Here is a 23397-nt window from a genome sequence, read left to right as displayed (position 1 = left end):
AACGATAATGATACTCATTGTCAATTTAAACATTGCTTGCAGCAGCAGATTAACTTTCTCCATTAAAATAGCCCCTGATCGTATGCCATGCAGGCTGCAACAGGGGCTGAAGCTATTAGTATAGCGGAATGTTGAAGGCTACTTCTGTGCCGAAATCCGGCTTGCTCTTGATCGACAAGCCGCTTCTGTAATGCCGGCGCAGCCGCAAATTCGTATTATAGATTCCTGTGCCGTTCTTATTTTGACCATTCAATACGGCCTCGATCAATTGCTCACTCATGCCAGTGCCATTGTCCTTGATGCTAAAATGTACAGTCTGATCCTGCGCCTGGATCGTTAATGACATATTTCCGCCGATGCTGCGTGATAGCGCACCATGCGTGACGGCATTTTCTACAATAGATTGAACAATAAGTGGCGGAAGCATAAGCTCGATGCCTTCGTCTACCTCCCACGCAACGAGCAAACGGCCGCTAAACCGCTTTTGCTGAATAGATAAATACGAGCGAACCAGCTTAAGCTCTTGCTTCAAGCTGATCAGCTTATACGTATCGTACGTATTATAGCTGGCGCGCAAATATTCGGAAAATTCGTTAACGAGCTCGATCATTTTATCCTGATCAAACGTGCTTAACGCTACAATGGAGTTGAGTGTATTGACAATAAAATGCGGCTTGATCTGCGCCTGCAGCCACGCTGTCTCCATGCTCATTCTCTCTCGGTGCGACCGCTTTAAGCGGACCAACGTTCTTACCCTCGCATTAAGCTCCATTGCGTTGACTGGCTTGGCAATATAATCGTTTGCTCCTGCCAGCAGTCCTGTCTCGACATCGAGCGATTGATTGCGCGCAGTAAGCAGCAAAACAGGCAGCTCGTTCATATCATACGTTTCGCGGATGTGGCCAGTAAGCGCATAGCCTGACATTTGCGGCATCATAACATCGGAAATAATAAGATCCCACGACTGATCCGCCAGCTTCTCCAACACTTCAAGCGGGCTGGTTGTGCAATGCAGATGAATGTTGTGGTCCGCAGACAAAATATTGGACAGCACCTGCAAATTAATTTGCTCATCATCAACTGCCAAAATATTTATTCGGTAATCCTCCTTCGCAGCACATTGCTCTGCTGCTAGCTCATGGTGAGCCTGCTTTGCCCGGTCATGCTGTACCCGGTCGCTTGCACGTTTAGGCGCAGCTGGCGCAGAAACGCCGGCCGCAGTAGCAGCCCCGTTGTCAGCGCAACTATTTGCAGCGTCAGACAACACTGCTTGCGTGCCATGCCCAGCATCGTCGCTTCCCTGCTCTCCTTCCTCGGCAAAGGGAAGACTGAAAAAGAAGGTTGAGCCTTCTCCTACAGTGGATCGCACCTGAAGCTTGCTGCCATGCAGCTCAACTAGCTGCTTGCTGATGCTGAGTCCAAGCCCGAAGCCGCTTGCGGCAATTGCTGCGTCTTGATTGCTGATCTGCTGGTAGCTGCCAAAAATATAGTCCAGCTTAGCAGACTCTATGCCAACCCCGGTATCGATGACTGAAAGTTGCAGCATCCCTTCCTTCACATCAGCTCGCACAGCAATCGTGCCTTGAACAGTAAATTTGATGGAATTGTGCAGCAGATTAAACAGGATTTGCGCCAGTCTGTTTTCATCAGCGTGCACATGCTTAAGCTGCGCCGGCACTTCATTAACCATAAAAATCGCCTTGCCATGCAATAAATATTTAAGCGATTCCATTGTTTTCTCTACGACCTGATGTACATTCACACTGCTCCGGAATAGCTGAATACCGCCCTCCTTCAGTCTGGACAAATCAAGCAAATCGCCAAGCAGCGTATTCATTCTTCTGCCGATCGACTGCACCAGCTCCAAATTATGCACGCTTCTCTCGTCGAGCCAGCTCTTCTCCCGCTCCAGCACCGTCTGCGACAAATTCAATATGCCGTGCAGCGGATTGCGCAATTCATGCGAGGTATTCGCCAGAAACTGGTCCTTAAGCTTATCCTCCTGCTGCAGCTTGTCGGCAAGCTGCTTGTTCTCATGAACCGCATTCAGATAGCTTTTAAACATAAGTGAGCTAATACAGAACATCGCAATAATAAGATCAAGCGGATAAAAAATCGTGCTAATCCCCGCAAATAACTGCACATATTCCCAAACAACCGTACTAAATAAAGCCGTCAGCAGAAACAGCATATATAAATTTCGATAAATAGGCGCCGAGCGACTGCTTATAATGCCAATGATTGATGTAATCAGCGTGCTGAGTACATACAGCGGAAATACAATATAGGTTGAAAATGAGACCGTACCCGTTCTCAATGCTGAATAACAAAGCAATATAAAGCCCGTTACCATTAATGCTCGCTTGGCGATAATAAGTAAGCGCTTTGCAGAAGAATGGACGCTTAAGCCCAATAGAACAATACCGCCAAGTGCCAGCAGCACGCCTTTAAGCCTGAAGTCGGCCTCATAGCTTAACGGCAGCCAGTCGTATATCAGCTTGCTGCCATTTCCCGCCAGTGTGAGCAAAACAATAAGCAGCAACAGCGACAGATAGAGCAATTGCTTTTTGCGAATGCCCATCATATAAAGATGAACCGCATACACTGCATGCAATATAAATACAGTGAATACAAGCTGCTGCATAAGCTCCGAGGTCGAATTGCGCCCGACAATTACACTTTCCTCGCCAAATTGCAGGGAAAGCTCAATGCCGCTGTTTGGCTGAAAAATATAGTTGGCAGCCTCCAGCACAATATCAATCATGCCGTGCTCGTCAGCCGCAGCCTTGGCGATATACGGCACATTATAAGGCCTATAATCTGCTTCTTTGCTAGCGGGCTGGCCTGAGCTGCCAGCCAAAGCACCATTTATATAGAGCTGAGAAGCACTTTGGACGCTTGGCACATAAATGGCGTACGTTTGCTTGTCATCAGGGTCAAGCCGTATAGTGAGCCGGTAGGAGCCGTAGCCAAAATTGCTGCCGATAATCGCTTCCCATGAGCCGGGAACATTGATTGGCTTAGCCTCCACCGTCTTGGCTGCAGCCTCGGATGCGATCAAGGAGTAGGGGTAAAACATCCACTCTCCATCCAGCACAAGCGTATCCCCGCTTGTTTCATCCCATTGCCGCAAATCCAAAAAGCCGTCGCGGATCTCCCCAAACTTCGTTGTTGCAAAGGAGTAGAACCAGACAGCATGCAATCCAATAATTACGGCTATAACCAAAACAATGCCCATCCAACGCAAATATTTATGCCACTGCTCCACATAAATGCTCATCGTCTCATTCTGCTCCCATCATTCGCTGTCAATTGTTACCTAACATTATATCACTTTGTACCGTTGTTAAATATTATTAAGCGATAAAATTTGAATAGAATCAAAAAAAGAAGAGCATGTCCAGAAAGTCAGTAAAAACTGAAAATCTGAACAAGCCCTCTCTTATTTCAAGCTGCTCTCTATTAAGCTATTATTCCTTATGAATGCTTTTGAAATAGGCAAGCTGGTGACCGTTTCTTCCTCTTATTTCAGAGGTAGTCATAGCCGTTTCATCATACTCATCCGAGCCCAAATTGCGTTCCTGCTCAACCAATGCTTCATAGTACTGTCTAGCCTTGCTGCTTATTTTGGCGCCAAGCTTCTCCAATGTTGCAAAGCCAGCTGTATCCTTTTTATTCAACACACGTACTAAAGCCGTTCTGCCTTTGGCATCCTTCAGCTCCAAATTTGCACCATGCTCAACTAGAAGCTGCTGCACGGCAGCAATTCCTTTTCTGGACATGGCGGCCATCATGACACTTACCCCTTGCTTATCTTGATAATTGACATCTGCTCCAAGCTTAATTAAGTAGTTTGTTTTAGCCAGCAATTCCTTAATATTGGAGGAGCGAACACTTTTTTTCGCCTTCATCAGTTGTAATAGTGACGAGCTTATATCGATCGGTTGTCCGCTTTTTTTGGCATATGCGAGAATTAAATCGCAAATTTCGCTACTGGCAGCAAGCAAAGCGTAATCTAACGCCCGCCGTCCCGTATAATCTGTTTCTAGCGGATTTGCGCCGTGTTCAAGCAAGCACTTAACTGCTTCAATGCTATCAAGACTGTATGCTAGTGGCAAAAATTTCACTGGTTCCGCTGTCGCTGCATCGCTATCATAGCCTTCATTAACGATTACACATGCATTCGGATTGGCGCCAAATCGAATGAGCTTTTTAATGTATTGCACCTTATCCCCTTCAACGGTTGAAGGGTCGATCAGCTCATGCTTTAGCGATGCACCGTTTTGCTTAAGGAGGCTGAGCTGGGCTTCTGTTTCCGTTTGCAAAATGGCTTTTAGAGGATTTACACCGTTTCTGAGTAAATACTTAATGACCAGCTCATTGTTTTCTGTTGTTGCTCGTACTAGCAGCAGCTCCAGCTCAATTGACGAGTATGAGTCAATTGACCGTTGTTCTCCATAGTACCCTTTATTGGTAAACCAGTGAAAGGCTTCCTTTTCTTTAACGTACGGATCTTTATTCTTCTTGCCCAGATCGGTAAAGAAGGAGTCAAGGAAAGAAAACAAGCTCATAAGAACACTCCTTTAGATGACTGCTCGGCTGCGTTTTTACTATAATCGTAACGATCCATATGCAGCTGGTCAATCTAATTTTGATCATCTGCAACTGGCAACCTCCACTTTACGCTACAGTTGAAGCCAATAAGTGCCCGGAACGCAATTCAGCGACGGTTTTATAAACCGCCGCTGACCAATTATCCTTTAGGAGCATGAATATGATGTTTGAGCTAAAAAATGATGCGCTACATGCGCAAAGGCGCTTCCTGCAATTCAGCGCGAGCTTGCAGGTAACGGAAGAAGGCAGTTGCCGCTTCGGCACGCTGCACCTGCTTGTTCGGCATAAACTTACCGTCCTTGTTCAAGCTCATAATATCGAGACCAACAACAATCGTTGCTTGCCCTTTATTTTTAATTTGTGATGAGTCCTTGAAGTTGTCTACAAAAATATCCTCATACTGCGCAAGCGAATTGTAGCCAAGCGCGCGCACGATCAGCTCTGCCATTTCCTCGCGTGTTACAGTTCCTTCCGGATTAAAGGAACCATCGCCAAGATCAATCAGATTTTGCTGCAGCGCGCTTTCCACGTAAGCAAAATATTCTGAACCCGCTGCAACATCGTTGAAGGAAGCATTTTTGGTTGCTCCGCTATCAGCTGTGGCATATGCATAATTGCCGCCACTTTTTGCGATAACAAGCATTTTAATGAGCTCGCCGCGCTTTATCGCCTCATTTGGCCGAACCTTGCCATCTACGACATCAAGCGCTTTATAAGCAACCATCAGCTCAAGCTGATGCTGAGCCCAATGGCCTTCAGCGTCAGTGATTTTTGGTCTTTCCAGTTGAGTCACCTCGCCTGACTCGTAGCTGCGCCATTGTCCGTTTGTCGCGTCAAGGAAAACGCGCTCGTCAACCGGCTTGGCTGCAAGTCGGTACACCAGCTCGATCTTTGACTCACGATCAACATCGCTGTTCGAGTCAAGCTCGCCTGATGCCAGCAGCACATTATACTTCTCAAGCGGGATTGGCTGACCATTCCATGAATATTCGTTAACCACTCTATAAGTCAGCTCTGGACGGTAGTAGTCCATCCATTTCGTAAGCGCATCATCAGTAGAGATCGTAGTTGGTGCTTCAGTCGGGTACGCATACGGCTGAATATACGCTTCAAAGCCGTTTACTTCGCCTGTACGTACATCGATTTCCACGATCACACTATCGTAATCAACGTTCGCTCCATGCACTTTATGGGCAAAGCCAATATAGTAGCTGGAACGAGAGAGTGAGCGAATATCCTCGTATTGCTTCGGATCCGGCTTGATCACATGCAATTCATGAGTAAGCCATGGCAGCTGCTTCTTGACGGTATCAACCGCAGTAGACGTTGCCTTTTCAAGGGTAACGAGCTCATCTGTGCCAGCAGAATCCTGGTTATGCCAGTAGATATTGTAATTGTAGACGACTCCTGTCTTGCCATCGACTGTAGCTCTAATGCTGCCTGCTTCTTTTCCATCCTTTTTAATTGTCCAGGAAAAGTTCCAGCTTTCACTGGATACTCCAGAATCCCCGTCCGTGTATTCGTTATAGCTGGAATTGTCCAGCTCCGCTCCTTCCGGCAGCTTGAATGCTGCTTTAACCTTATCCAGCGCTTCCTGCTCTTTTATCGAGCCAGACTGAGGCTTGGCTGCAAGCGGCTTATCGGTGACAGGGCTTTCAGATACCTCGCCTTGAACTCTGTAATAGCGATAATTATTGTCGCTTAGCTTCTCGCCAGTAACAGCATTAATCGCGTATGGCGCCAGCTCATAGGTTAGAATCGGCTTGCCTTTGCTCTCTCCGTTATTAAGCACGATGTACGACAGCTGTGGCGCACCTGCTGCTTTAAGCTTGGCAGCAGCTTGCTCCATTGACATGTAATCCGTAATTTTAGGGAATGAAATCGTGTCATCCCAAGTGAATTGATATTCAACGACATGGCCTTCACTGTCAACAGAAACATAAATATAGTTATCCAAAAAAGGGATGCTGTTTACGATGCGGTCAAAGCGGAATTGATGGCGGACCTCGCCAGTTAAAGCGGGCAGAAGCTGCGCGCCGTAGTTTTCATTAAGCTCCACTTGAGCCGCATAGTCTCCAGCGATTTCTTTTATAAAGGAAGCCGCGATTTGCTGTGCTTCTTCACGCTCAACCTTAAGCGGATAGCTCGGCTTTACATTAGCATTGTTGTTATAGCTGCTAAAGCCAATTAGCTGACCGCTGTCTGCGTTGATCGAGGTATAAATGCTGCCAACATACTTGCCGTTAGCTCGCTTTACAAAGTCTAGCGACCAAACATTGCGTGTGCCGTCCACAAGGCGATCCGTCGACAGATTAGCTCCCTGCAACGCATAGTCCTTCGGAATATTGACAGACTTTCTGGCAAGCTCCTCTGCCTTATCTTTGGAGATGGAAGCCTTCACCGTATCGGCCTTGTTCGACTGATTGCCTGGAGCAGAATCAGAAGCGCTTGCTGAATCAGAAGACGATTGTTTGGCACTCATCGATATATCCGCCCCTTCACTTGTACTGCTTGCAAATGCTGTAGCAGGAATCATAGCTGTGAATAACATTGCTGAAAGCATCACTGCTCTGGCTTTAACCATTACCTTTTTCACCATATCATCCCCTTTTCATTTACCAATTAATTCATATACTAGACTAAATATATAGGTAAAAGGTTGCATGGTTATCGGGCACACTTTAAAAATAATTCTCCTTATCATACAATCTAATTACGGTCTTGCGAGTAACTGACAAAGCAAGGGAAAGCGAGTATTTCAGTTGGAGTCAATTGAAAGGTAACTTATTATGAAATATATTTATGAAACAAACAAAACAAGCTATGAAGATTTTGCAAGTGGAAGAGTGCTGTATAACGCACATGGAACAACGTCATTTCCTGTGCGGCTTGCAAGTGAGATTATTCAACGCTGCTTTCAAATTCTCGAAGCGAAAGGAAGCAAAGGACCATACTCATTATACGATCCTTGCTGCGGCGGGGCATACCTGCTTACCGTGATAGGATTGCTTCATCACGATAAAATTAAAAGCATCTTTGCATCTGATATTAATGACGATGCACTCCGGATTGCAGAAAAAAACTTATCCTTGCTTTCGATAAATGGATTGAACAAACGGAAGCAGCAAATTAAACAATACATCCAACTATACAATAAAGCATCTCATATTTCGGCTCTTGAGAGTGCAGAGAGATTAAGCCAGTTGATTTCAGACTCGAATATTGAGCAGGTGAGCGCGTTTCAAAGCGATGTGACCGCTTCTACTCATAATAGCAGCATCCCCGATAAAATTAATATAGTGATGACGGACCTTCCTTATGGTGACATTGTTACTTGGAGAAGCAATAGCCCGGACCCGTTAGCAGACTTTTTTGCAAATGTGTTTGAGAGTTTAGATCCTTCGCATTCTGTCTTGGCAGTTATTGCGGATAAAGGTCAAAAATTAAAGCACGAAAAGTTCAAACGGCTTGAACTAGTTAAAATAGGGAAAAGACAAATGGTAATATTTGAGCCGATCGTCGACTAACAATAAAAGTGAAGGTTTAGCAGCCATCGGAGAAGCATTCCCTCCCCTTGGCTACTAGCCCTTCACTTTTCAAACAGCCCCTTCACTGCCACAGATCAACAGTCAATTCCATTGATAGTCTTGCAGTGCGGACTATTCAGTTCGCTTGACAGGAGATATTCGCCAATAAGCCAAGCCGACGAATAGAACGCCGCCCACCATATTGCCAAGCGTAACTGGTATCATATTGTGCAGCCAGCCTGCAAGATCGATGGCCTCAGGATGATTAGGCAGCAGCATGGCCACGCTTAGCAGCGTCATATTAGCGACGCTATGCTCATAGCCGCTTGCGATAAAGGCAAACAAGCACCACCATATCGCAAACATTTTAGCGCCTTCGCCCTTCAGCCTCATGCTCATCCATATCGCTAGACAGACAAGCCAGTTACACAGTATGCCGCGAAAAAACAGCTCCATAACCGGCGCGCTCATTTTTTTCGCTGCTGCGGTAAAGATGAGATGATCGGCCGGCGCAGCATTAAACAATCCTGTTCCTTTTACGATCAGGCTAAGCACAACAGCGCCGATCAAATTTCCGACAAAAACAATTGCCCAATTGAGCAGCGTATCCTTGACCGACGTTCTGCCAGCCAGTGTACTAATCGTAAAAATCATATTATTCCCGGTAAACAGCTCCGCACCTGCTATAATGACCAGCGTCAAAGCTATCCCGAAGCTCGCCCCCATTACTAGCGGTTGAAAGGGGGAGCCCGCTTGCGCCAGCGGCGCTCCCAACGTAAAGATTAAAATGATGCCAAAGCCGACATAAGCCCCGGCAAGCAGCGTAGCAATAAAATAACCTAGCTTCTCCCGCTTCATATAATCACGCTTGGCGATTCCAGCCGCTATAATCGCCTCCACATTCGGCCTATACAATGATGACCCCTCCTCACCCAAGTTGCAACACATTTCCTGCCCGGCCTTTAAGCTATACGAGCACGTAAACCTTGCCATCCTCTATCGCCGTTTCATAGGTGGCGACGCAGCCGTCATCCGGCTCCTGCACCTTGCCGTCAAGCAGCGACACTTTATATTCATGCAGCGGACAATAGACATACTCGCCAGAGACAATGCCTTCCGCTAGCGGTCCTTGCTTATGCGGACATACGCCGCCGATTGCTTTGACCCGATCATCCAGCAAGCGAAACACGGCAATTTTGCTGCCATCCACCATAATTTCGCGCCCGATGCGCGGCCGCAGCTCCTCAAAATTAGCGACAAACACCTTTTGCTTCACTTGAGTCATCGTTACACTCTCCCTACTGTATAAAGCTCTTGCTCTCTGTTTTCGTTGTTGCGAACCTCAGTCCACGGATCATTGCGCTTGCCCGCTACCGCTTCATCCAGCTCGGCAAGCAACGCTTTGCTCTGCTCAGGATCAAGCAGCACCGATTTTACATGCTCAAAGCCAAGCCGCTCGATCCAAGGCGCAGTCCGCTCTGCATAATTGCCAGTTTTGCGATAATATTGCAGCATTGCACCGCATAGATCAATGACCTCTTGCTCTGTCGCTACTGTCGTCAGCAGCTGCGCTTCCTTCACCTCGGTGCCGCCGTTGCCGCCAATATAAATTTGGAAGCCGTTCTCGACACCGATCACGCCGAAGTCCTTCACACCGCTTTCTACACAGCTGCGCGGACATGCCGACACGCCCATTTTAAATTTATGCGGGGTATCAATGTATTCATAGCGCTCCTCCAGCTTAATGCCCAGTCCCATCGAATCCTGTGTGCCAAATCTGCAGAAGCTCGCGCCTACGCAGGTTTTAACCGAGCGGACAGCTTTCGCGTAGGCAGAAGCGGAGGTCATGTCAAGCTCCTCCCAAATTTGAGGCAAATCTTCCTTTTTCACGCCGTACAAGCCGATGCGCTGGCTACCCGTCACCTTTACAAGCGGCACATTGTACTTTTCTGCCACCTGGGCAATTTTGAGCAGCTGCTGCGGTGTCGTCTGCCCGCCGCGCATTCTTGGAATAACCGAGAAGCGGCCATCCTTTTGAATATTGCCGTGCATGCGTTCATTGACGAAACGAGACTCCTTCTCGTCCTGATGCTCCTGCGGAAAGGTTACATTCAAGTAAAAGTTAATTGCAGGTCGGCACTTGGAGCAGCCTTCGGCATTGCGGAAATTCAACGCTTGGAATACTTCTTTCGACGTCTTTAAGCCTTGCTCGTGAATTTGCAGCACGATTTCATCCCTTGATAAATCAGTGCAGCCGCAAATGCCTGTTGGCGCCTTCGTCACCTTGTCTCCCAGCACATGGGTCAGCAGCTCGCCGATCGTAGATTTGCATTTGCCGCAGGAATTGCCCGCTTTCGTACAGCGCGTCACCTCAGCGACTGAGGTTAGCTGCTGTGTGTGAATCGCATTGACAATCGTCCCTTTTGTCACGCCGTTGCAGCCGCAAACCGTATCGGCATCGTCCCAATCGGCCACGCTCGAGCTAGCCTCGCCAGCAGCAGATGCCAGCAGCGTAACCGGATTGAGAGCGGAAATATCAAGCTTGTCGCGCAGCATTTTGTAATAGCGATTTTCTTCGGAGGTGTCTCCATACAGCACGATGCCGACTATTTGATTGTTTTGGATAAACAGCTTCTTGTAGCTGTTCGTCAGTCCGTTGAAGGCTTCAATTCCTTTAATAGCATCGCGCTCATGAATGATGCCGGCAGAGAACAGATCACAGCCGGATACCTTCAAGGAGGTCGACACGGTGCTGCCCTTGTAGCCTTCCGTTGGCCGATCCGTCAACACATCGGCTAACACTTTTCCTTGCTCATATAGCGGCGCAACCAACCCGTAAATTGTATTGTTGTGCTGCGCACATTCACCAACCGCGTAGACATCTCTGGCGCTTGCCGCCATAAAATCATCCACGACAATACCGCGCTCAACCTTCAGTCCAGCTTCCTTGGCGAGTCCTGTTACCGGGCGAATTCCGACGGACATAATGACCAGGTCAGCCTCAAGCACAGAGCCGTCGCTAAATTCAACGGCTTCCACCCGTGTCGTTCCCCGCAATCTGGTCGTACGCTTTTCCATTAAAAATTTGATGCCCTGCTTTTCCAGGTCTTGCTTCAGCAAATTGCCGGCAGGCTCATTCAGCTGCGTTTCCATCAGCCATTTCTCTAAATGCACAACCGTTACATCCATCCCTTGATCAAGCAAGCCTTTCGCGGCTTCAAGTCCAAGCAGCCCGCCGCCGATAACCGCAGCACGCTTGTAGTGCTTGGCTTGCTCAATCATTTGCACCGTATCGTCAATGGTGCGGAAGCCGAGCACGCCTTCCAGCTGAGCACCCTCGACAGGCAGGATGAACGATCTTGAGCCAGTGGCGATAATGCATTTGTCATACTCGATGCATGCACCGCTGGCCGTCGTCACTTGCTTTCTGTCTGTGTCCAATTTAACAGCCGGGTCGTGGTGCACCAGCTTGATGCCGTTGTCGTTATACCATTGCATCGGGTTCGTAATGATCTCATCGACCGTCATCTTTTTTTGCAGCACATTGGACAGCATAATGCGATTGTAATTCGTATATCGCTCTTCCCCAATAATCGTAATCTCATATTTCGCGGCGTCTCGCTCCAAAATTTCTTCAATCGTTCTGACGCCAGCCATTCCATTGCCAATTAACAGCAGCTTCTCTCTCCCCATAGCGATCCTCCTGTTGTGATTTTTTTCACTTATATTGTGATAAATTTCACATTTCATACACTAAATATACCATGGGTGATTTGAATCTGTATATTAGGGAATTCCCTGATTGTTGGTTAGGGTATTTAAAGTTAAAATGAGCAGGCCTCAGAGGTTCGTAGCCCTAAGCCTGCTCATTTTTAACAACTGCTACTCTTCAATTTTAATCAGCTTGCGCTGCGGCTCTTGCTCTTTTTCTCCGTACCAGAGCAGTACGTCAGCGAAAAGATCGAGAATGCGGATGAAGCTCATCTTGTCCTGCTCAGAAATCGTATCAGCGTACTGAAAGATTTCATCAAAGCAAATTTTGCGGACAAATTGTGTATATTGCTCGTACACCTCGCGCCCTTTTGCAGAAGGCTTTACGTAAATATCTTTGCGGTTTCCGCTTAAATGATATTTTTCCAGCAGACCTTTTTCCGTTAAATTTTTGACGTTTTTGGAAAAGGTGCTGCGACTGACGCCGAGGCGCGCAGCCATCTCGGACATCTTTTCATCCTTGTCCTCAGCTTCCAAAATATATTCCAGCGTCTGAATTTGCGAGGCGGAGAACATCACATCTGTTCCATAGCTTCGCTGCAGCTTGTACGTGTTGGAGTAAGCATTTCCGTACTTAATGATTTTCTCAATAAGGGCACGATGCTCCCCCATCCATTCCAGTTTCATTGATAATCCCTTCCCGATAGAAGTAACAACCTCTCCATATGTGAAAGCCTGTCTATAACAAGGATCATACCATATTGGGGAATGGATTTCATCGCTGCTTTTCTACTAGATTCGCTTTTCCATCCAGGCAATTGCTTCCTCGATCACCTCATCACGGCTTGGCTCATTGAAGATTTCATGCATCAGCTGCGCATAAATTTTCAACGTTTTATCGGCAGAGGCAATATCTCCGTAAAATTCGCGGGAATCCAACTCGCTCACAAGACCGTCATTCGCGCCGTGCAGCACAAGAACAGGATCAACAAATTGAGCAGGATGCTGCTTCAGCCACGCAACACCTTCACCGAGGCTATTGAACAAATCTACTGAAATTTGCTTTTCAACCAGCGGATCATTGGCGTAAGCGGATACAACCGCAGGATCGCTGCATACTCCACTACCGAGCTCATTCGGAAGATACGTGCCTGATGGAAGCGGCAGCGGCAATTCCCCTGCTACCTTGGTATTAAAGCGGGTAAGCGCTCCAGACAGCACAATCCCTTTTACTTTGCCCGGGTATTTGGTGCCGAAAGAAGCAGAGGCAAAGCCGCCCATGCTGTGTCCAATGACAAAGAGCGGCATGCCGCTGCTTTCCTGCAGCGCCTTGTCTACAATAGCATTTACATCATCGATAATATGGTGAAAATCACTGTAAAAAGTGCGCTTGCCTTCCGATCTGGCATGGCCGCGATGATCAAAGCGATACACGTTAAAGCCGCGCCCATTTAGCTTCTCCGTCAAGTAATCATAGCGTCCAGCATGCTCGCACAAGCCATGTACGATAACCGCAGCAGCCTTCGGCTTGTCGACCAAATTTTTACTGAAATATAGTGTTGTGCCGTCAAAGGATGAAATAGTCGTTTCAATTGTATTCATCATGATGAGCCTCCTGATTTAGTATACAAAGAAAACAAAATAGTTTCTTGTAGAAACAATTTTAACATCAGCGGCTCGCCTTGTCTATGAAAAATTTAAGCGGTTACATCGTTGATTTGCGAATAAACCACGTACTAAACACTGCTTGGAGGCAGCTCAATCCGAAATACATGAACATTATCATCATAATAAGACACAATGCCTTTAATGTAAGAAATTACAGCATTGATTTCTACAATCAATATGCCGTCTGGCCGAATATAGGGCTCACCGTTCAACAAATTCTCTTCCCCATTTACCAGCAAGTGAGTGCGCCCCTTCTCTGCAATCACGCACTTTTTGTTAGAGCTCAACATAAGAATTCCCGCCTCGGCATCATAGGAATAGTCGAACAGCTCTGGACGATCATTTTTGATCCGCTCAAGAATGAATAGAATAGGACTGTATATGCTGCCATGATCATATATGCTCATTATGCCGCGGGTATCAGGCTCCTGCCCATCAACAAGGATTTTGCAATAGATGCTGCCCGGCGCAGCATATTTGGCAGCGTCCGCTTGCGGGATTGCCTGAAATGGATAGCTGCTCCGCGTAAGTGTCTCGCTGCAAGGCGGCAGCAACCGCTGCGGAAGCTCCAGTGCAAGCGCACTCGCACCAACTGGCTGAGAGTAAAGGGTCAAGCAAGCCTCCGGTAGACCGTTCATTGATGCCGTAAGCCGAATTACGCCAGCTTGGGCGGTGGAGCGTATAAATACCCGGTTGTTCCCACACTCCGCAAATACATGCATCTGATGAATGACGCTGTCTTCCTTTCCATATCCATTAAAGCGTCCGCTGTTATAGCCTCCAAGAAAAATCCCTTCACCTTCAATCCTGAAATCAATTCTGTCATAAGCCAATGGGCATAGACGTCCTTGTTCATCCACCACTTCTACATCGACGTAGGCAATATCCGCACCGTCGGCACTAAATCCCTTGTCTCCCGTAAAAGCCGTTAACCGCAGCCTCGCAGGGACAGAGGCTGTCTCAATCGTATCAGCTGCAACCTGATTTCCATTATAATCAAATGCCTTTGCAGTAATCGAACCCGATCTCGTAACATCGATATGCTCGAATGGAAACAGAAACGTATCCACCGGCTTATCGCATGTTGCTGCCAACTGATCATTAATGTACAGCTCTACCTTCGCAATGGCGTAACTTCCAACTACGTAGACGGTTTTATCCTTCGGATTGCGATAACGGTATGCTCCGGTCTTTCTCCAGTGTGTACCATCAAACTCTTTTACCGCGTAACGGTAATTTTCGCCATCTTCTGCTGGATAGTTCCAGTGCCCGATTATTTTCACCGCTGGAACAGGCGACTGGATGATTCGGAACACATCGAAGCTTTGCTTTTTAATCCGTACCGGGTCCACTCGTCCGCTCATTCTGGCATTTTCACTGGCCGCTTGTCTGCCATGCTGAGCGGAATCGGTCCAGCATAATGCAGCCGTCGCCGAATAAAGATTTTTACCTGAAGCCCCGCCCATTCGATCATGGAAAAACTCCGCATAAGCTTTAGCCGCGTACAAGGCAAAGTCCTCCGCCGTTAAATCATGGCAATCTCCGCCAACCTGCTTCCTGCCGCCCAGTCCCAACCACAAATTATCGTAGTCGAAATCAGGAGGAGAGTAATCGTCCCATACTCTTCTTGGCGACTCTTCGCGTAAATATTCCGTCTCTGTTACCGGCATTTTCACCGATTGAAAACGTCCGGCATGGCGGTTCAGCATCGTTCCTACATACTCCGCTTCTGCCACCACTTCTTCCGTGCTTAAGGTCCGGCAGCCCATAAATCTGCCGCCTCGAGGATCAAGCTTTTCCTTCAGCAAGCGCATTTCCCGCATATGCTCCTTGTTGATAGAGTTATTGCCGGCCTCCCAGAAAATAATAGACGGATGATTTCTGAAATAGATGATAATATCCCTCATCGCTTCCACACGCTGATCCCATTGTCTGCCGAAATTTTCCCGCTCCTTATCTCCAGCAGGTTGCGTGCATACAATGCCGTAGTGGTCGCAAGAACGAATATCTGCGGGACAGGCCGCAACGTGCATAAATCGTATATGGTTGGCATTGCTTTCACGTATCAGCTTGGCATCCAGATCGCGCAACCAATCGGGCGCAATGCCGATTACTGCCCATTCATTAGATGAGCGCTGTGCGTAACCGGTAAGCCAGACAGGGGTGTCATTGATCAGCAATCCCTGGTTCGCATCATAGCTTACTTTTCTGAATCCTGTAACCGTTTCGATTGTATCCAGCACTTCACCATCGAGCAACAGATTAGTGCGGACCGTATAAAGGTACGGATCATCCGGTGACCAGAAGCGCAATCCCGATATCAAAGCGTCCATCTTTACGAGCGCAACCTCCAGCGACTCAGTCGCGGTAGGCTCAACCTCATCCTCAGGCGACGGCACATATCCATTTCCTGTTTTTCGATAAGCATCGTTGGGTGTTACCGATAACGGCGGGTATTCCGGCAAATGACAAGAAGCAGCAATCTCCACCTGACCCGAAGACATCCGACCCACTTCTTCTCCTCTATGATCGTAAATAACGGACAGCAATTCTGCGATTTGCTCCAAGCCGGTTTCGTTTCTAATTTCCGCCTCTGTATGAATGACAGCTTGACGCTGCTTGATATCATAGTCCGACCCGTATATGTAAACGCCCTTTGTTTGCAAATTGCTGTAGATCGGAAGCGTAATATACAGCTTTGGCTTCACATGAAGCCGGACATTTTTAGTCAATCCGCCTACAGAAGGATTAAAGTCGTTACAATTCCAAAAATAACCTACCCCTCTGGCGGCTTCGGGAATTTGCTCCAGCTCGGTAAAGGATGTCATAAACGTACCCGGCTCAGCATCGGGCAGGTTAGGCGTCTCCGCCACGAAGTAATCCAGATTCCGGGAGGAGGTGCTGTCTGTCGCAACCGCAATCACATTGTCCTGGTCATATTCGATATAGGGCGTCAGGTCAAATGCAAAAGGCGCTACTCCGGCTTCGTAATAACCCGCCAGCTTGCCATTAATATATAAGTAGCAGGTTTGTCGAATGCCTTCAAATTCGATCATTACTTTATTGCCATCATATTTGTCAGGAAGCCTGAACCATTTTCGATAGAAGGAGAAGGTTCGAAGTTGCCCGCTCCCTGCATCTTCAATGCGCGCGACGAACAAATCCTTATCATTGTACGTATGAGGCAAACCAACTGCTTGCCAGTCCTCCTCCACATATTCCTTCTCATAGAAATAACGGCCGTTGCAGTCTTTCCAAGCCTCCAACGCATCCGCAAGCGGAAACGCATTTGCAAGCTTAAATTTCCATTGATAGTTAAAATTATATACTTTGGACTTACTTGCTGCGGACAGCCTTTCGGTAGTCGCCGCTAATTGATTGTTCTCCATGTTGCAACCTCCTGTCCTTCTGATACATATCTGTCTTTCAGTCACATATATTTGCCGTCTACTGTTGTTTGGGAATCGGCACTTTCGCCCAATTCATATCCGTTCCCATATAAAAGCTGGTATAGCAAGGCTGGTTGTATACTACATTTTGCCAGGCTACCCCAGTTCGATATTGGGGATCATGCATCAGCGTATACAGCTTGCGATCTGTTACTTCCGTGCTTATATAAATGCGAATAGCATTGCTATCCGCAGTGCGAACGATCAGTTCCTCGCGCCAATCGCCGAACAAATCTGCCACCAAACAAGGATTGCCCTTGGTGCCGTTGTTGGAACGGGTCCCCTCTGCCATCAGCATCGTGCCGCGCTTCCAATCCTCGATCGTTACCGGGTTGTCGAAGGTTCCTCCGATCACTTGGGTCGTCATGTCGGCCGCCCATTTAATGCTCATATTGGTGCCTGGACATGCGAGATTGAGCAACTCTCCCTTGACAGAACGCAGTCCACAGGAAGGATTCTCGGCCAAATGGCTTTCGCTGCTCCACATTTGCAGGCCTGGCACCTCGGGCTCTACCTTGCCGATCATCCCGCGACCTACATCATCTGTCGCGAAGGCACCCTGCAGCACCTCTCCCGTAGCAGCATCGCGCAAGCTCCAGCCGTAAGGACCGTAGATGCCGTGCTCATGCACCATAAAAATTTGTAGCCCTTCCCGCTCCGGATCCATAGCAGCAACATGCAGTGCGTCGCCATGACCAAGCTTGGCATAGCGCCCTGGCGCTGCGCTGCCCTCTGGCAGTATACCGCCAGAGCTGTATAGAAGCTTGCCGTCATGATCAAGCGTTGCCGCGCCATATACAATTTCTTGATATCCGTCACCATCGACATCCGCGATTGACAGCGAATGGGCGCCCTGTCCGGCAAGCCCGCCATGCTGTTCGCTGCGCCCGTCCTGCTCATGCAGCGTATCGGCAAACGGATTATTCATCGTCACCCAGCCGCTATCCGCAAACCATTTTTCCTTCAGCTCTCGTCCATCCCAGCTATATGCGACAACAGCTGCCCGGGTATAGTAGCCACGGGCCAGGATGGCATAAGGTCTCTGTCCATCCAAATAAGCGACCCCCGCCAGAAAGCGGTCGACCCGATTGCCCGGCTCTATACGGTTCCATGAATAATCGCCCCACATAAGCCCGTCATCATGCCGTCCTGGCTTGTAAGGTACAGTTGCCAGTTCTTCTCCCGTCTCGCCGCGAAATACGCTCCAATATTCAGGTCCCTGCAAAATAAAGCCCTCGAAGCAGCGCAGCTTGTTGCGCTCGCTTCGCGTTGGGGCGTATACATCCATAAAGTAGTCCGTCAAGCTAACAGCATCCTCTCGCGACAACGGATACTTATATTCGGGAGAACGTCCGAAGCATTCCTCCAGCGTAGTCGGCCAGCGGCCGGAAACGACCTCTTCGTGCTCATGCCAGCGCATGAACAGCTCCACCACATGCTCATAGTAATCTGCGCTGCTCATCCGGTAATCATCTGCATGGCTATACCCTGCTTCTACATCCTCCTCAGGCATCGTTATATAAGCCTCGGATATGGCTATCCCGTCTTTATAGCAGATTACCCGCGTACCCGGCGCTGTTTTAAACATCAGCTCTGCCTTGCCGTCCCCGTCAAAGTCATAAACTAAAAATTGCGTATAATGAGCGCCTGCCCGAATATTGACACCCAGATCAATCCGATACAGCAGCGTGCCGTCTAGTCGGTAGCAATCGAGATATACATTGCCTGTATAGCCTGGCTGCGACACATCCTTGGAATTGGAAGGGTCCCACTTGACAAAATATTCGTATTCTCCGTCCCCGTCCACATCGCCGACACTCATGTCATTGGCACTATATGTATAGCTTTCTCCTGTCGGCGTCACTCCGTCTGCCGGCTTCTGCAGAGGAATTTCAATGTATTGCTGGCTCAAGGGTCGAACGGCGCTGCTGCGCTCTTGCTCAACACCATCCAGAATAGCTGCTACGGAATAGGTGGAATTGCTGTTGCCTCCCTTGTCCAAATAATTAGTGCTGTCAGTGACCTTAGCTATTCTTTCTTCGTCACGGTATACATAAAAATCCGCACCGATCAAACCATGCTCCCCGGCTCCTTTTGCTTCCTGTCCCAACAGTCTCCAGGTAATAAATATACCTTCCGAGGTGGAAACTGCGACAAGTCCCCGATTCAAGCGCTCCATCTGCAAACTCATTCAAATCCTCCTTCTTTAATGCTTCCGTGAACAGCTTACGTCTCCCTTGCAATTCCGGCAATGGGATATTTTTGCCTGGCGCGCTTGGCTGCGTTGTACATTTTTGCCGGGATGGCAGTTTTTTGCCCTATGCCGTTTTCCTGCAAATCCCCCGTTAAATAAAGTTATTGTTCCTTGCTGCGAGCCAGTTCGCGAAAGCGTCCTGGCGTAACCCCCTCTAGCTTTTTAAATAGGCGAATAAAGTAACTTGGCTGGTAGCCTACCAGATTAGCAATCTCATTAATCATAATATCCGTTTCCTTTAATAGAGCCTTCGCTTTATCCATGCGCAAGGCGGTCAAATATTCAATGAAATTGATTCCTCGCTCGGACTTGAACACCTTGCTAAGAAAATGAGGGGTGACCCCTGTATGATCGGCGCACGATTCCAAAGAAATGTCCTTCGCATAGTGCTCTTGCAAATAAAAACTGGCGCGCTCAACAATTCTCTTAACCTGATCATTTGTTCTCTTCTCAAGCTCCCGCATGCAGGAGGCAATAATATGTTCATTAAACCACGCTATAATAGATTGCGAATCGCGAATTTGTGAAAGCGCTTCAAATACATTAATGCCGCTGGTTAAAGCAGCCGGGTTAATCCCCACCTGCGACACCGCGTTCAAAATCCCGGCCAGCAATTGCATCATTCCCTGCTGAACATCAATTTCCTTCGTTCCCTCAACGGAAATGCTTTCCACGAACAGGACAAGCTGGCGCATCGCTTCATCCTGCTCTCCCGCCCGCAAAGCCTGTATAAGTGCGCGCTCGATCGCAAAAGGATAATTCATGCTTCCTGGCTCGGCAAGTAGCTCCGTTTCCTCCATGTCCAAAATCTGATTCTCGCTATCAAAGCTTCGGTGCCTGATCGCCGCTTTCGTTTTGTCAAATAGAGCAGCAATCTGCTTAATATCTTCTGTAGCAGGGGAAATGACCACAGTAGCCCGCATGCGCAGCAGCTCATTGATCGCCTGAGTCAGTTCACAACACAAGCCGTAAACTCGTTCCCTGCGGCTCGATCCCGATTCCGCAACAAGAATGGCGATCGATAAATCATGAAAATTAATAACATGCGTCTGATCCAGATCGCCAGCCAGCTCCTCTGCAATATTGTATGCAGCAAAGGTAACCAGTCCCTCATCCCCTTTATAGAAGCGCCCTACGAGATTAGAAAAGCCTAGCAATTGAACAAAAATGACCGTAAAGACAGCCTGCTCCGCCTTGCCTCCATATTGACTGAAGCGGTCAATAAGCTCGCTGCTCGAGTAACGGTACAAATAACCTTGAATCAATTGCTGGAGGAAGCTTTCCTTCAAATTCGGAAGCTCGCGCTTCAGCTTCGTCTGCAATGCTTTATTTTCCCTATTCAAGTCCTGCCAGCGCTGATTGATTAATGAAAACTCATCGATTCTTTTGTCAGGAACCATATCCTTGTCGCCGCTCAGCATCCTCACCAGCTTGCCAATCGGGGAATAAATTCGCTTTGAAGCGAGCCAGGCTATCGTAATCGTTAAGAGTACACCAACCAAGCTGACGATAATCATAAATTTGGAAATAGAAAGCAACGGTGTCGTTATTGAATGAATCGGTGCAGCTGATATGTATGCCCATTGCGGGAGTATCCGGTTAAAGTGGCCATAAGAGATTGAATAACGGGTTCCTTTCCAATCTTCAAAGTACAGGGAACTTTCTTTGTCCGGATTATGAATATCGCCAATCATATTCTGTATAAGCGCTTCATCCTCCCGAGCAACTCCGGTACTAATAATCATTTCCCCGTCTTGCCCGACAACAAGCGTTTTGGCGCCATTGTAAGGAGTCATTGTGTTCACCAGCTGCGCCAGTTTGTCCATGTTGATCCGCACCATTAGAAAACCGATTGGCTCACTGCTGTTGCCTGGTACTTTGCGAATCAAAGCCAATGTCGGCTGCTGCTGCGCATGACCCGACGTTCCGCCAATTGCGTCGTTGGTCCAGTATATAGAAGCATTTCGCTGCAGCAGCTGCGCATACTGTTGATTTACTTCCTCTGGCTGAACAACACCATGCTCAGGATTAAATAAGATACCGCTTCCATTTTGTGCGGACAAATAAAGCTCGGCGCGCTCAATCAGTTCACTCGTGCTTTGAATAATGATCAACGTTTGCGTAATATCCCAGGCTTGTTGAAAGTCTTTGCTAAAATCAGTGTCGCCCAGCATATAATCAAATTGCGGCTCAAATGCCCAATGCCCCAATTGCAGCTCCAACTGTGCCAAAATATCGTCAATGGTTTGCGCGCGCTCATTAATTTTTTGATGGTGAAGCTGATGGAGCTCCTGTTCAATTTCTCTGCCGGCTCCCCAATAGATAATGCTGCTAAGAAGCAAGCTGGGCAGTGCCGCGATGGCAAGAATAATCAACAGACTTTGACGGTAAAACTTCGTCCCTTTATTGAAAAAATTAGTCATTGTATTCACCAACCGTCGCCATTATAGTGCACTTCATGAAAGTATCTTACCGTAACCGACTTGCCTTGAACAGGGCTTGGCAAGAAAACGATCATCTGCGAACAAAAGCCGTGTCGACGGACACGGCTCCTGCACCCTAGTTGTTTACTGCGGCATAAAGCTCATTCATTTCCTTTACATAATCATCCCCGCCGCTTTTTCTCCATAGTTCAAATGCGGCTTTCAGCGCTGCTTCATCAGACTTGCCTACAATAAAGTTGATCCGGGCATCGTTGATGATATTATCCAATTGCGCGCCTTTTTGCGCATATACTTTGGAGATCAATGATTCGGCCGGATTCACAACAATGTACTGCTCCGCCTCTTTTTGCAGCTGCTCCGTTTTAATAGAAAGCGCTGTTTGTGACTTTTGGCTTTTCAACGTTCTGGTCTCAGGAATGTACGTCAGCATTTGACCTAAGCCTGATACTTCCGATTCGATGAGTGCAGCATCGCTGCTCGGAACAATAAAGCCTTTATCATCCAACGTGTAATGAACTCCCTCTATTCCCGAATAGAGCAGCGTTTGGATTTCAGCCTCATTCGTCTGGTCGATAAACGCGAGAACCCGCTTCAGTTCCTCCTCTGTTTTCACTGCCGATTTTGGAATTGCCAAAACATTAGCGTAGCCCGAGGTAGGTAGCGCTTTCAAACCATGCTCTCCTTCCACCCCAATCATGTTGTCGACAAATTGCTTATCTGGATTAGCCTGATTTTTCTCAGCCAGAGCAGCGTGAATTTTTTGCTCAATCCGGCCGGCGGTATCCGTTACGTCAACAACAACGCCAGCTTGATTGTTCACAACCGGGTCGATCCATTTGGCACTGTCATATACGGCAAAATCCTGGTTGATCAGCTTCTCCTCATACAGCTTTCGCATAAATTTCAATGCTTCCAGATAGCCTTCCGTTTCATGCTCAGGCACCAGCTTGCCGTCTTCAAGCCCCCATTTGTTAGGTGAACCAAACCAGAGCTTGATAACATCGAAGCCGCTAGCCCATCCTCCGGTCCATTTTACAAGCACCATGCCGTAAGTATCGTCCTTGCCATTTTGGTCGGGATCGTTCTCTTTAAACGCTTTCAACATATGATAGAAGTCATCAATCGTCTTTGGCGGCTCCAGACCAACATTCTCCAACCAGTCCTTGCGATAATTAATGCCATTTCGACCCAATGCACGTGCCCGGTACACGCCATAGGTTTTTCCATCAATCGCGTAGTTGCTCAAAATGACCGGGTTGGCCTGACTCAAGTTTTTATAGTCCTTCAAATAAGGGCCCACTTCCCAGAAGGCGCCGGCTTTGGCGGCATTGACGAAGCTGGCGTTTTTAGGATCAGCTACCATGATGGTGGGCAAATCGTTGGACGCCAACGTAATATTAAACTTCTCGCTATAAGAAGAATTGGGTACCCACTCAATATGAATTTTCGTGTTGGTTTGTTTCTCCAGCTCCGCCAGCACAGGGCTTCCGTCCTTAGGGTAGTTGGCGTTAAACACCGGGAGCATAATGTCAAGCTCCAACGGGCTCTGCTCGGCCGATGACGACGACTGAGGCTGCTGTGACGATGCAGGAGCATTTTCCCCTGATTCTTTGCTGCCGCAGCCTGCTAGCACGATGGCGATTAAAAATGCCATGGAGGCGATAAGCAACCCTTTTTTTACTTTTTTTTCTCTTTTCATGTACAATAGTCCTCCTTTTTATCACTTACTT

General features: G+C 47.8%; 13 protein-coding genes. 1 reads left to right on the top strand and 12 read right to left on the bottom strand.

Translation table 11 applies throughout. From position 1 onward, the window contains the following. Positions 1-115 precede the first annotated feature (115 nt). The 3 genes from KJS52_RS10065 to KJS52_RS10055 all read right to left on the bottom strand — a co-directional run bounded on the left by KJS52_RS10065 (position 116) and on the right by KJS52_RS10055 (position 7210). Positions 116-3280, bottom strand: coding sequence for an ATP-binding response regulator (locus KJS52_RS10065; RefSeq protein WP_213514636.1), 3165 nt, complete (start codon positions 3278-3280; stop codon positions 116-118). 190 nt (positions 3281-3470) lie between these two features. After that, positions 3471-4571 carry an ankyrin repeat domain-containing protein gene (locus KJS52_RS10060; RefSeq protein ID WP_213514635.1) on the bottom strand — a complete coding sequence of 367 codons (1101 nt, stop codon included), beginning with the start codon at positions 4569-4571 and terminating at the stop codon, positions 3471-3473. 230 nt (positions 4572-4801) lie between these two features. Then, the gene (locus tag KJS52_RS10055; protein ID WP_213514634.1) at positions 4802-7210 is read right to left on the bottom strand and encodes an S-layer homology domain-containing protein; all 2409 of its coding nucleotides are present in this window, start codon (positions 7208-7210) and stop codon (positions 4802-4804) included. Between the two features lie 193 nt (positions 7211-7403). Between KJS52_RS10055 and KJS52_RS10050 the strand changes: the two genes are divergently transcribed. Then, positions 7404-8141 (top strand): hypothetical protein, encoded by a 738-nt coding sequence (locus tag KJS52_RS10050; RefSeq protein ID WP_213514633.1) that lies wholly within the window; start codon positions 7404-7406, stop codon positions 8139-8141. A 132-nt stretch (positions 8142-8273) separates the two neighbouring features. Here the strand turns inward: KJS52_RS10050 and KJS52_RS10045 are convergent, their stop codons facing one another. From KJS52_RS10045 to KJS52_RS10005, 9 genes are all read right to left on the bottom strand, one after another. Then, positions 8274-9056, bottom strand: coding sequence for a formate/nitrite transporter family protein (locus KJS52_RS10045; RefSeq protein ID WP_213514632.1), 783 nt, complete (start codon positions 9054-9056; stop codon positions 8274-8276). 52 nt (positions 9057-9108) lie between these two features. Further along, positions 9109-9426, bottom strand: coding sequence for a nitrite reductase small subunit NirD (nirD, locus tag KJS52_RS10040; RefSeq protein ID WP_213514631.1), 318 nt, complete (start codon positions 9424-9426; stop codon positions 9109-9111). A gap of 2 nt (positions 9427-9428) precedes the next feature. After that, positions 9429-11834, bottom strand: coding sequence for a nitrite reductase large subunit NirB (gene nirB, locus KJS52_RS10035; protein WP_213514630.1), 2406 nt, complete (start codon positions 11832-11834; stop codon positions 9429-9431). 189 nt (positions 11835-12023) lie between these two features. Then, a complete protein-coding gene (locus KJS52_RS10030) occupies positions 12024-12539 on the bottom strand; it encodes a MarR family winged helix-turn-helix transcriptional regulator (RefSeq protein WP_213514629.1) in 516 nt (171 codons plus the stop codon). 105 nt (positions 12540-12644) lie between these two features. Beyond that, positions 12645-13454 (bottom strand): alpha/beta hydrolase, encoded by an 810-nt coding sequence (locus KJS52_RS10025; protein WP_213514628.1) that lies wholly within the window; start codon positions 13452-13454, stop codon positions 12645-12647. Between the two features lie 134 nt (positions 13455-13588). After that, the gene (locus tag KJS52_RS10020) at positions 13589-16909 is read right to left on the bottom strand and encodes a glycoside hydrolase family 2 protein (RefSeq protein WP_213514627.1); all 3321 of its coding nucleotides are present in this window, start codon (positions 16907-16909) and stop codon (positions 13589-13591) included. 58 nt (positions 16910-16967) lie between these two features. Beyond that, complete coding sequence (locus KJS52_RS10015) at positions 16968-19160, bottom strand: rhamnogalacturonan lyase (RefSeq protein ID WP_213514626.1); 2193 nt, start codon at positions 19158-19160, stop codon at positions 16968-16970. Positions 19161-19324: 164 nt separating this feature from the next. Next, on the bottom strand, positions 19325-21646 hold the full coding sequence (locus KJS52_RS10010) for an AraC family transcriptional regulator (RefSeq protein WP_213514625.1): 2322 nt from the start codon (positions 21644-21646) through the stop codon (positions 19325-19327). 136 nt (positions 21647-21782) lie between these two features. Then, positions 21783-23366, bottom strand: coding sequence for an extracellular solute-binding protein (locus KJS52_RS10005; protein ID WP_213514624.1), 1584 nt, complete (start codon positions 23364-23366; stop codon positions 21783-21785). Positions 23367-23397: the final 31 nt, after the last annotated feature.

Origin of the sequence: Paenibacillus montaniterrae, from assembly GCF_018403185.1 — a bacterium.
Taxonomy (GTDB): Bacteria; Bacillota; Bacilli; order Paenibacillales; family Paenibacillaceae; genus Pristimantibacillus; species Pristimantibacillus montaniterrae.
The sequence above is the reverse complement of the archived record's forward strand: the minus strand, read 5'-3'. Positions and strand labels throughout refer to the sequence as shown.

Bases quoted from the DNA above. Each gene is read 5' to 3' on its own strand.
- KJS52_RS10015 (WP_213514626.1), bottom strand. From the start codon at position 19,160: ATGAGTTTGCAGATGGAGCGCTTGAATCGGGGACTTGTCGCAGTTTCC.
- KJS52_RS10025 (WP_213514628.1), bottom strand. From the start codon at position 13,454: ATGAATACAATTGAAACGACTATTTCATCCTTTGACGGCACAACACTA.
- KJS52_RS10060 (WP_213514635.1), bottom strand. From the start codon at position 4,571: ATGAGCTTGTTTTCTTTCCTTGACTCCTTCTTTACCGATCTGGGCAAG.
- KJS52_RS10065 (WP_213514636.1), bottom strand. From the start codon at position 3,280: ATGAGCATTTATGTGGAGCAGTGGCATAAATATTTGCGTTGGATGGGC.
- nirD (WP_213514631.1), bottom strand. From the start codon at position 9,426: ATGACTCAAGTGAAGCAAAAGGTGTTTGTCGCTAATTTTGAGGAGCTG.
- KJS52_RS10010 (WP_213514625.1), bottom strand. From the start codon at position 21,646: ATGACTAATTTTTTCAATAAAGGGACGAAGTTTTACCGTCAAAGTCTG.
- nirB (WP_213514630.1), bottom strand. From the start codon at position 11,834: ATGGGGAGAGAGAAGCTGCTGTTAATTGGCAATGGAATGGCTGGCGTC.
- KJS52_RS10030 (WP_213514629.1), bottom strand. From the start codon at position 12,539: ATGAAACTGGAATGGATGGGGGAGCATCGTGCCCTTATTGAGAAAATC.
- KJS52_RS10005 (WP_213514624.1), bottom strand. From the start codon at position 23,366: ATGAAAAGAGAAAAAAAAGTAAAAAAAGGGTTGCTTATCGCCTCCATG.
- KJS52_RS10020 (WP_213514627.1), bottom strand. From the start codon at position 16,909: ATGGAGAACAATCAATTAGCGGCGACTACCGAAAGGCTGTCCGCAGCA.
- KJS52_RS10050 (WP_213514633.1), top strand. From the start codon at position 7,404: ATGAAATATATTTATGAAACAAACAAAACAAGCTATGAAGATTTTGCA.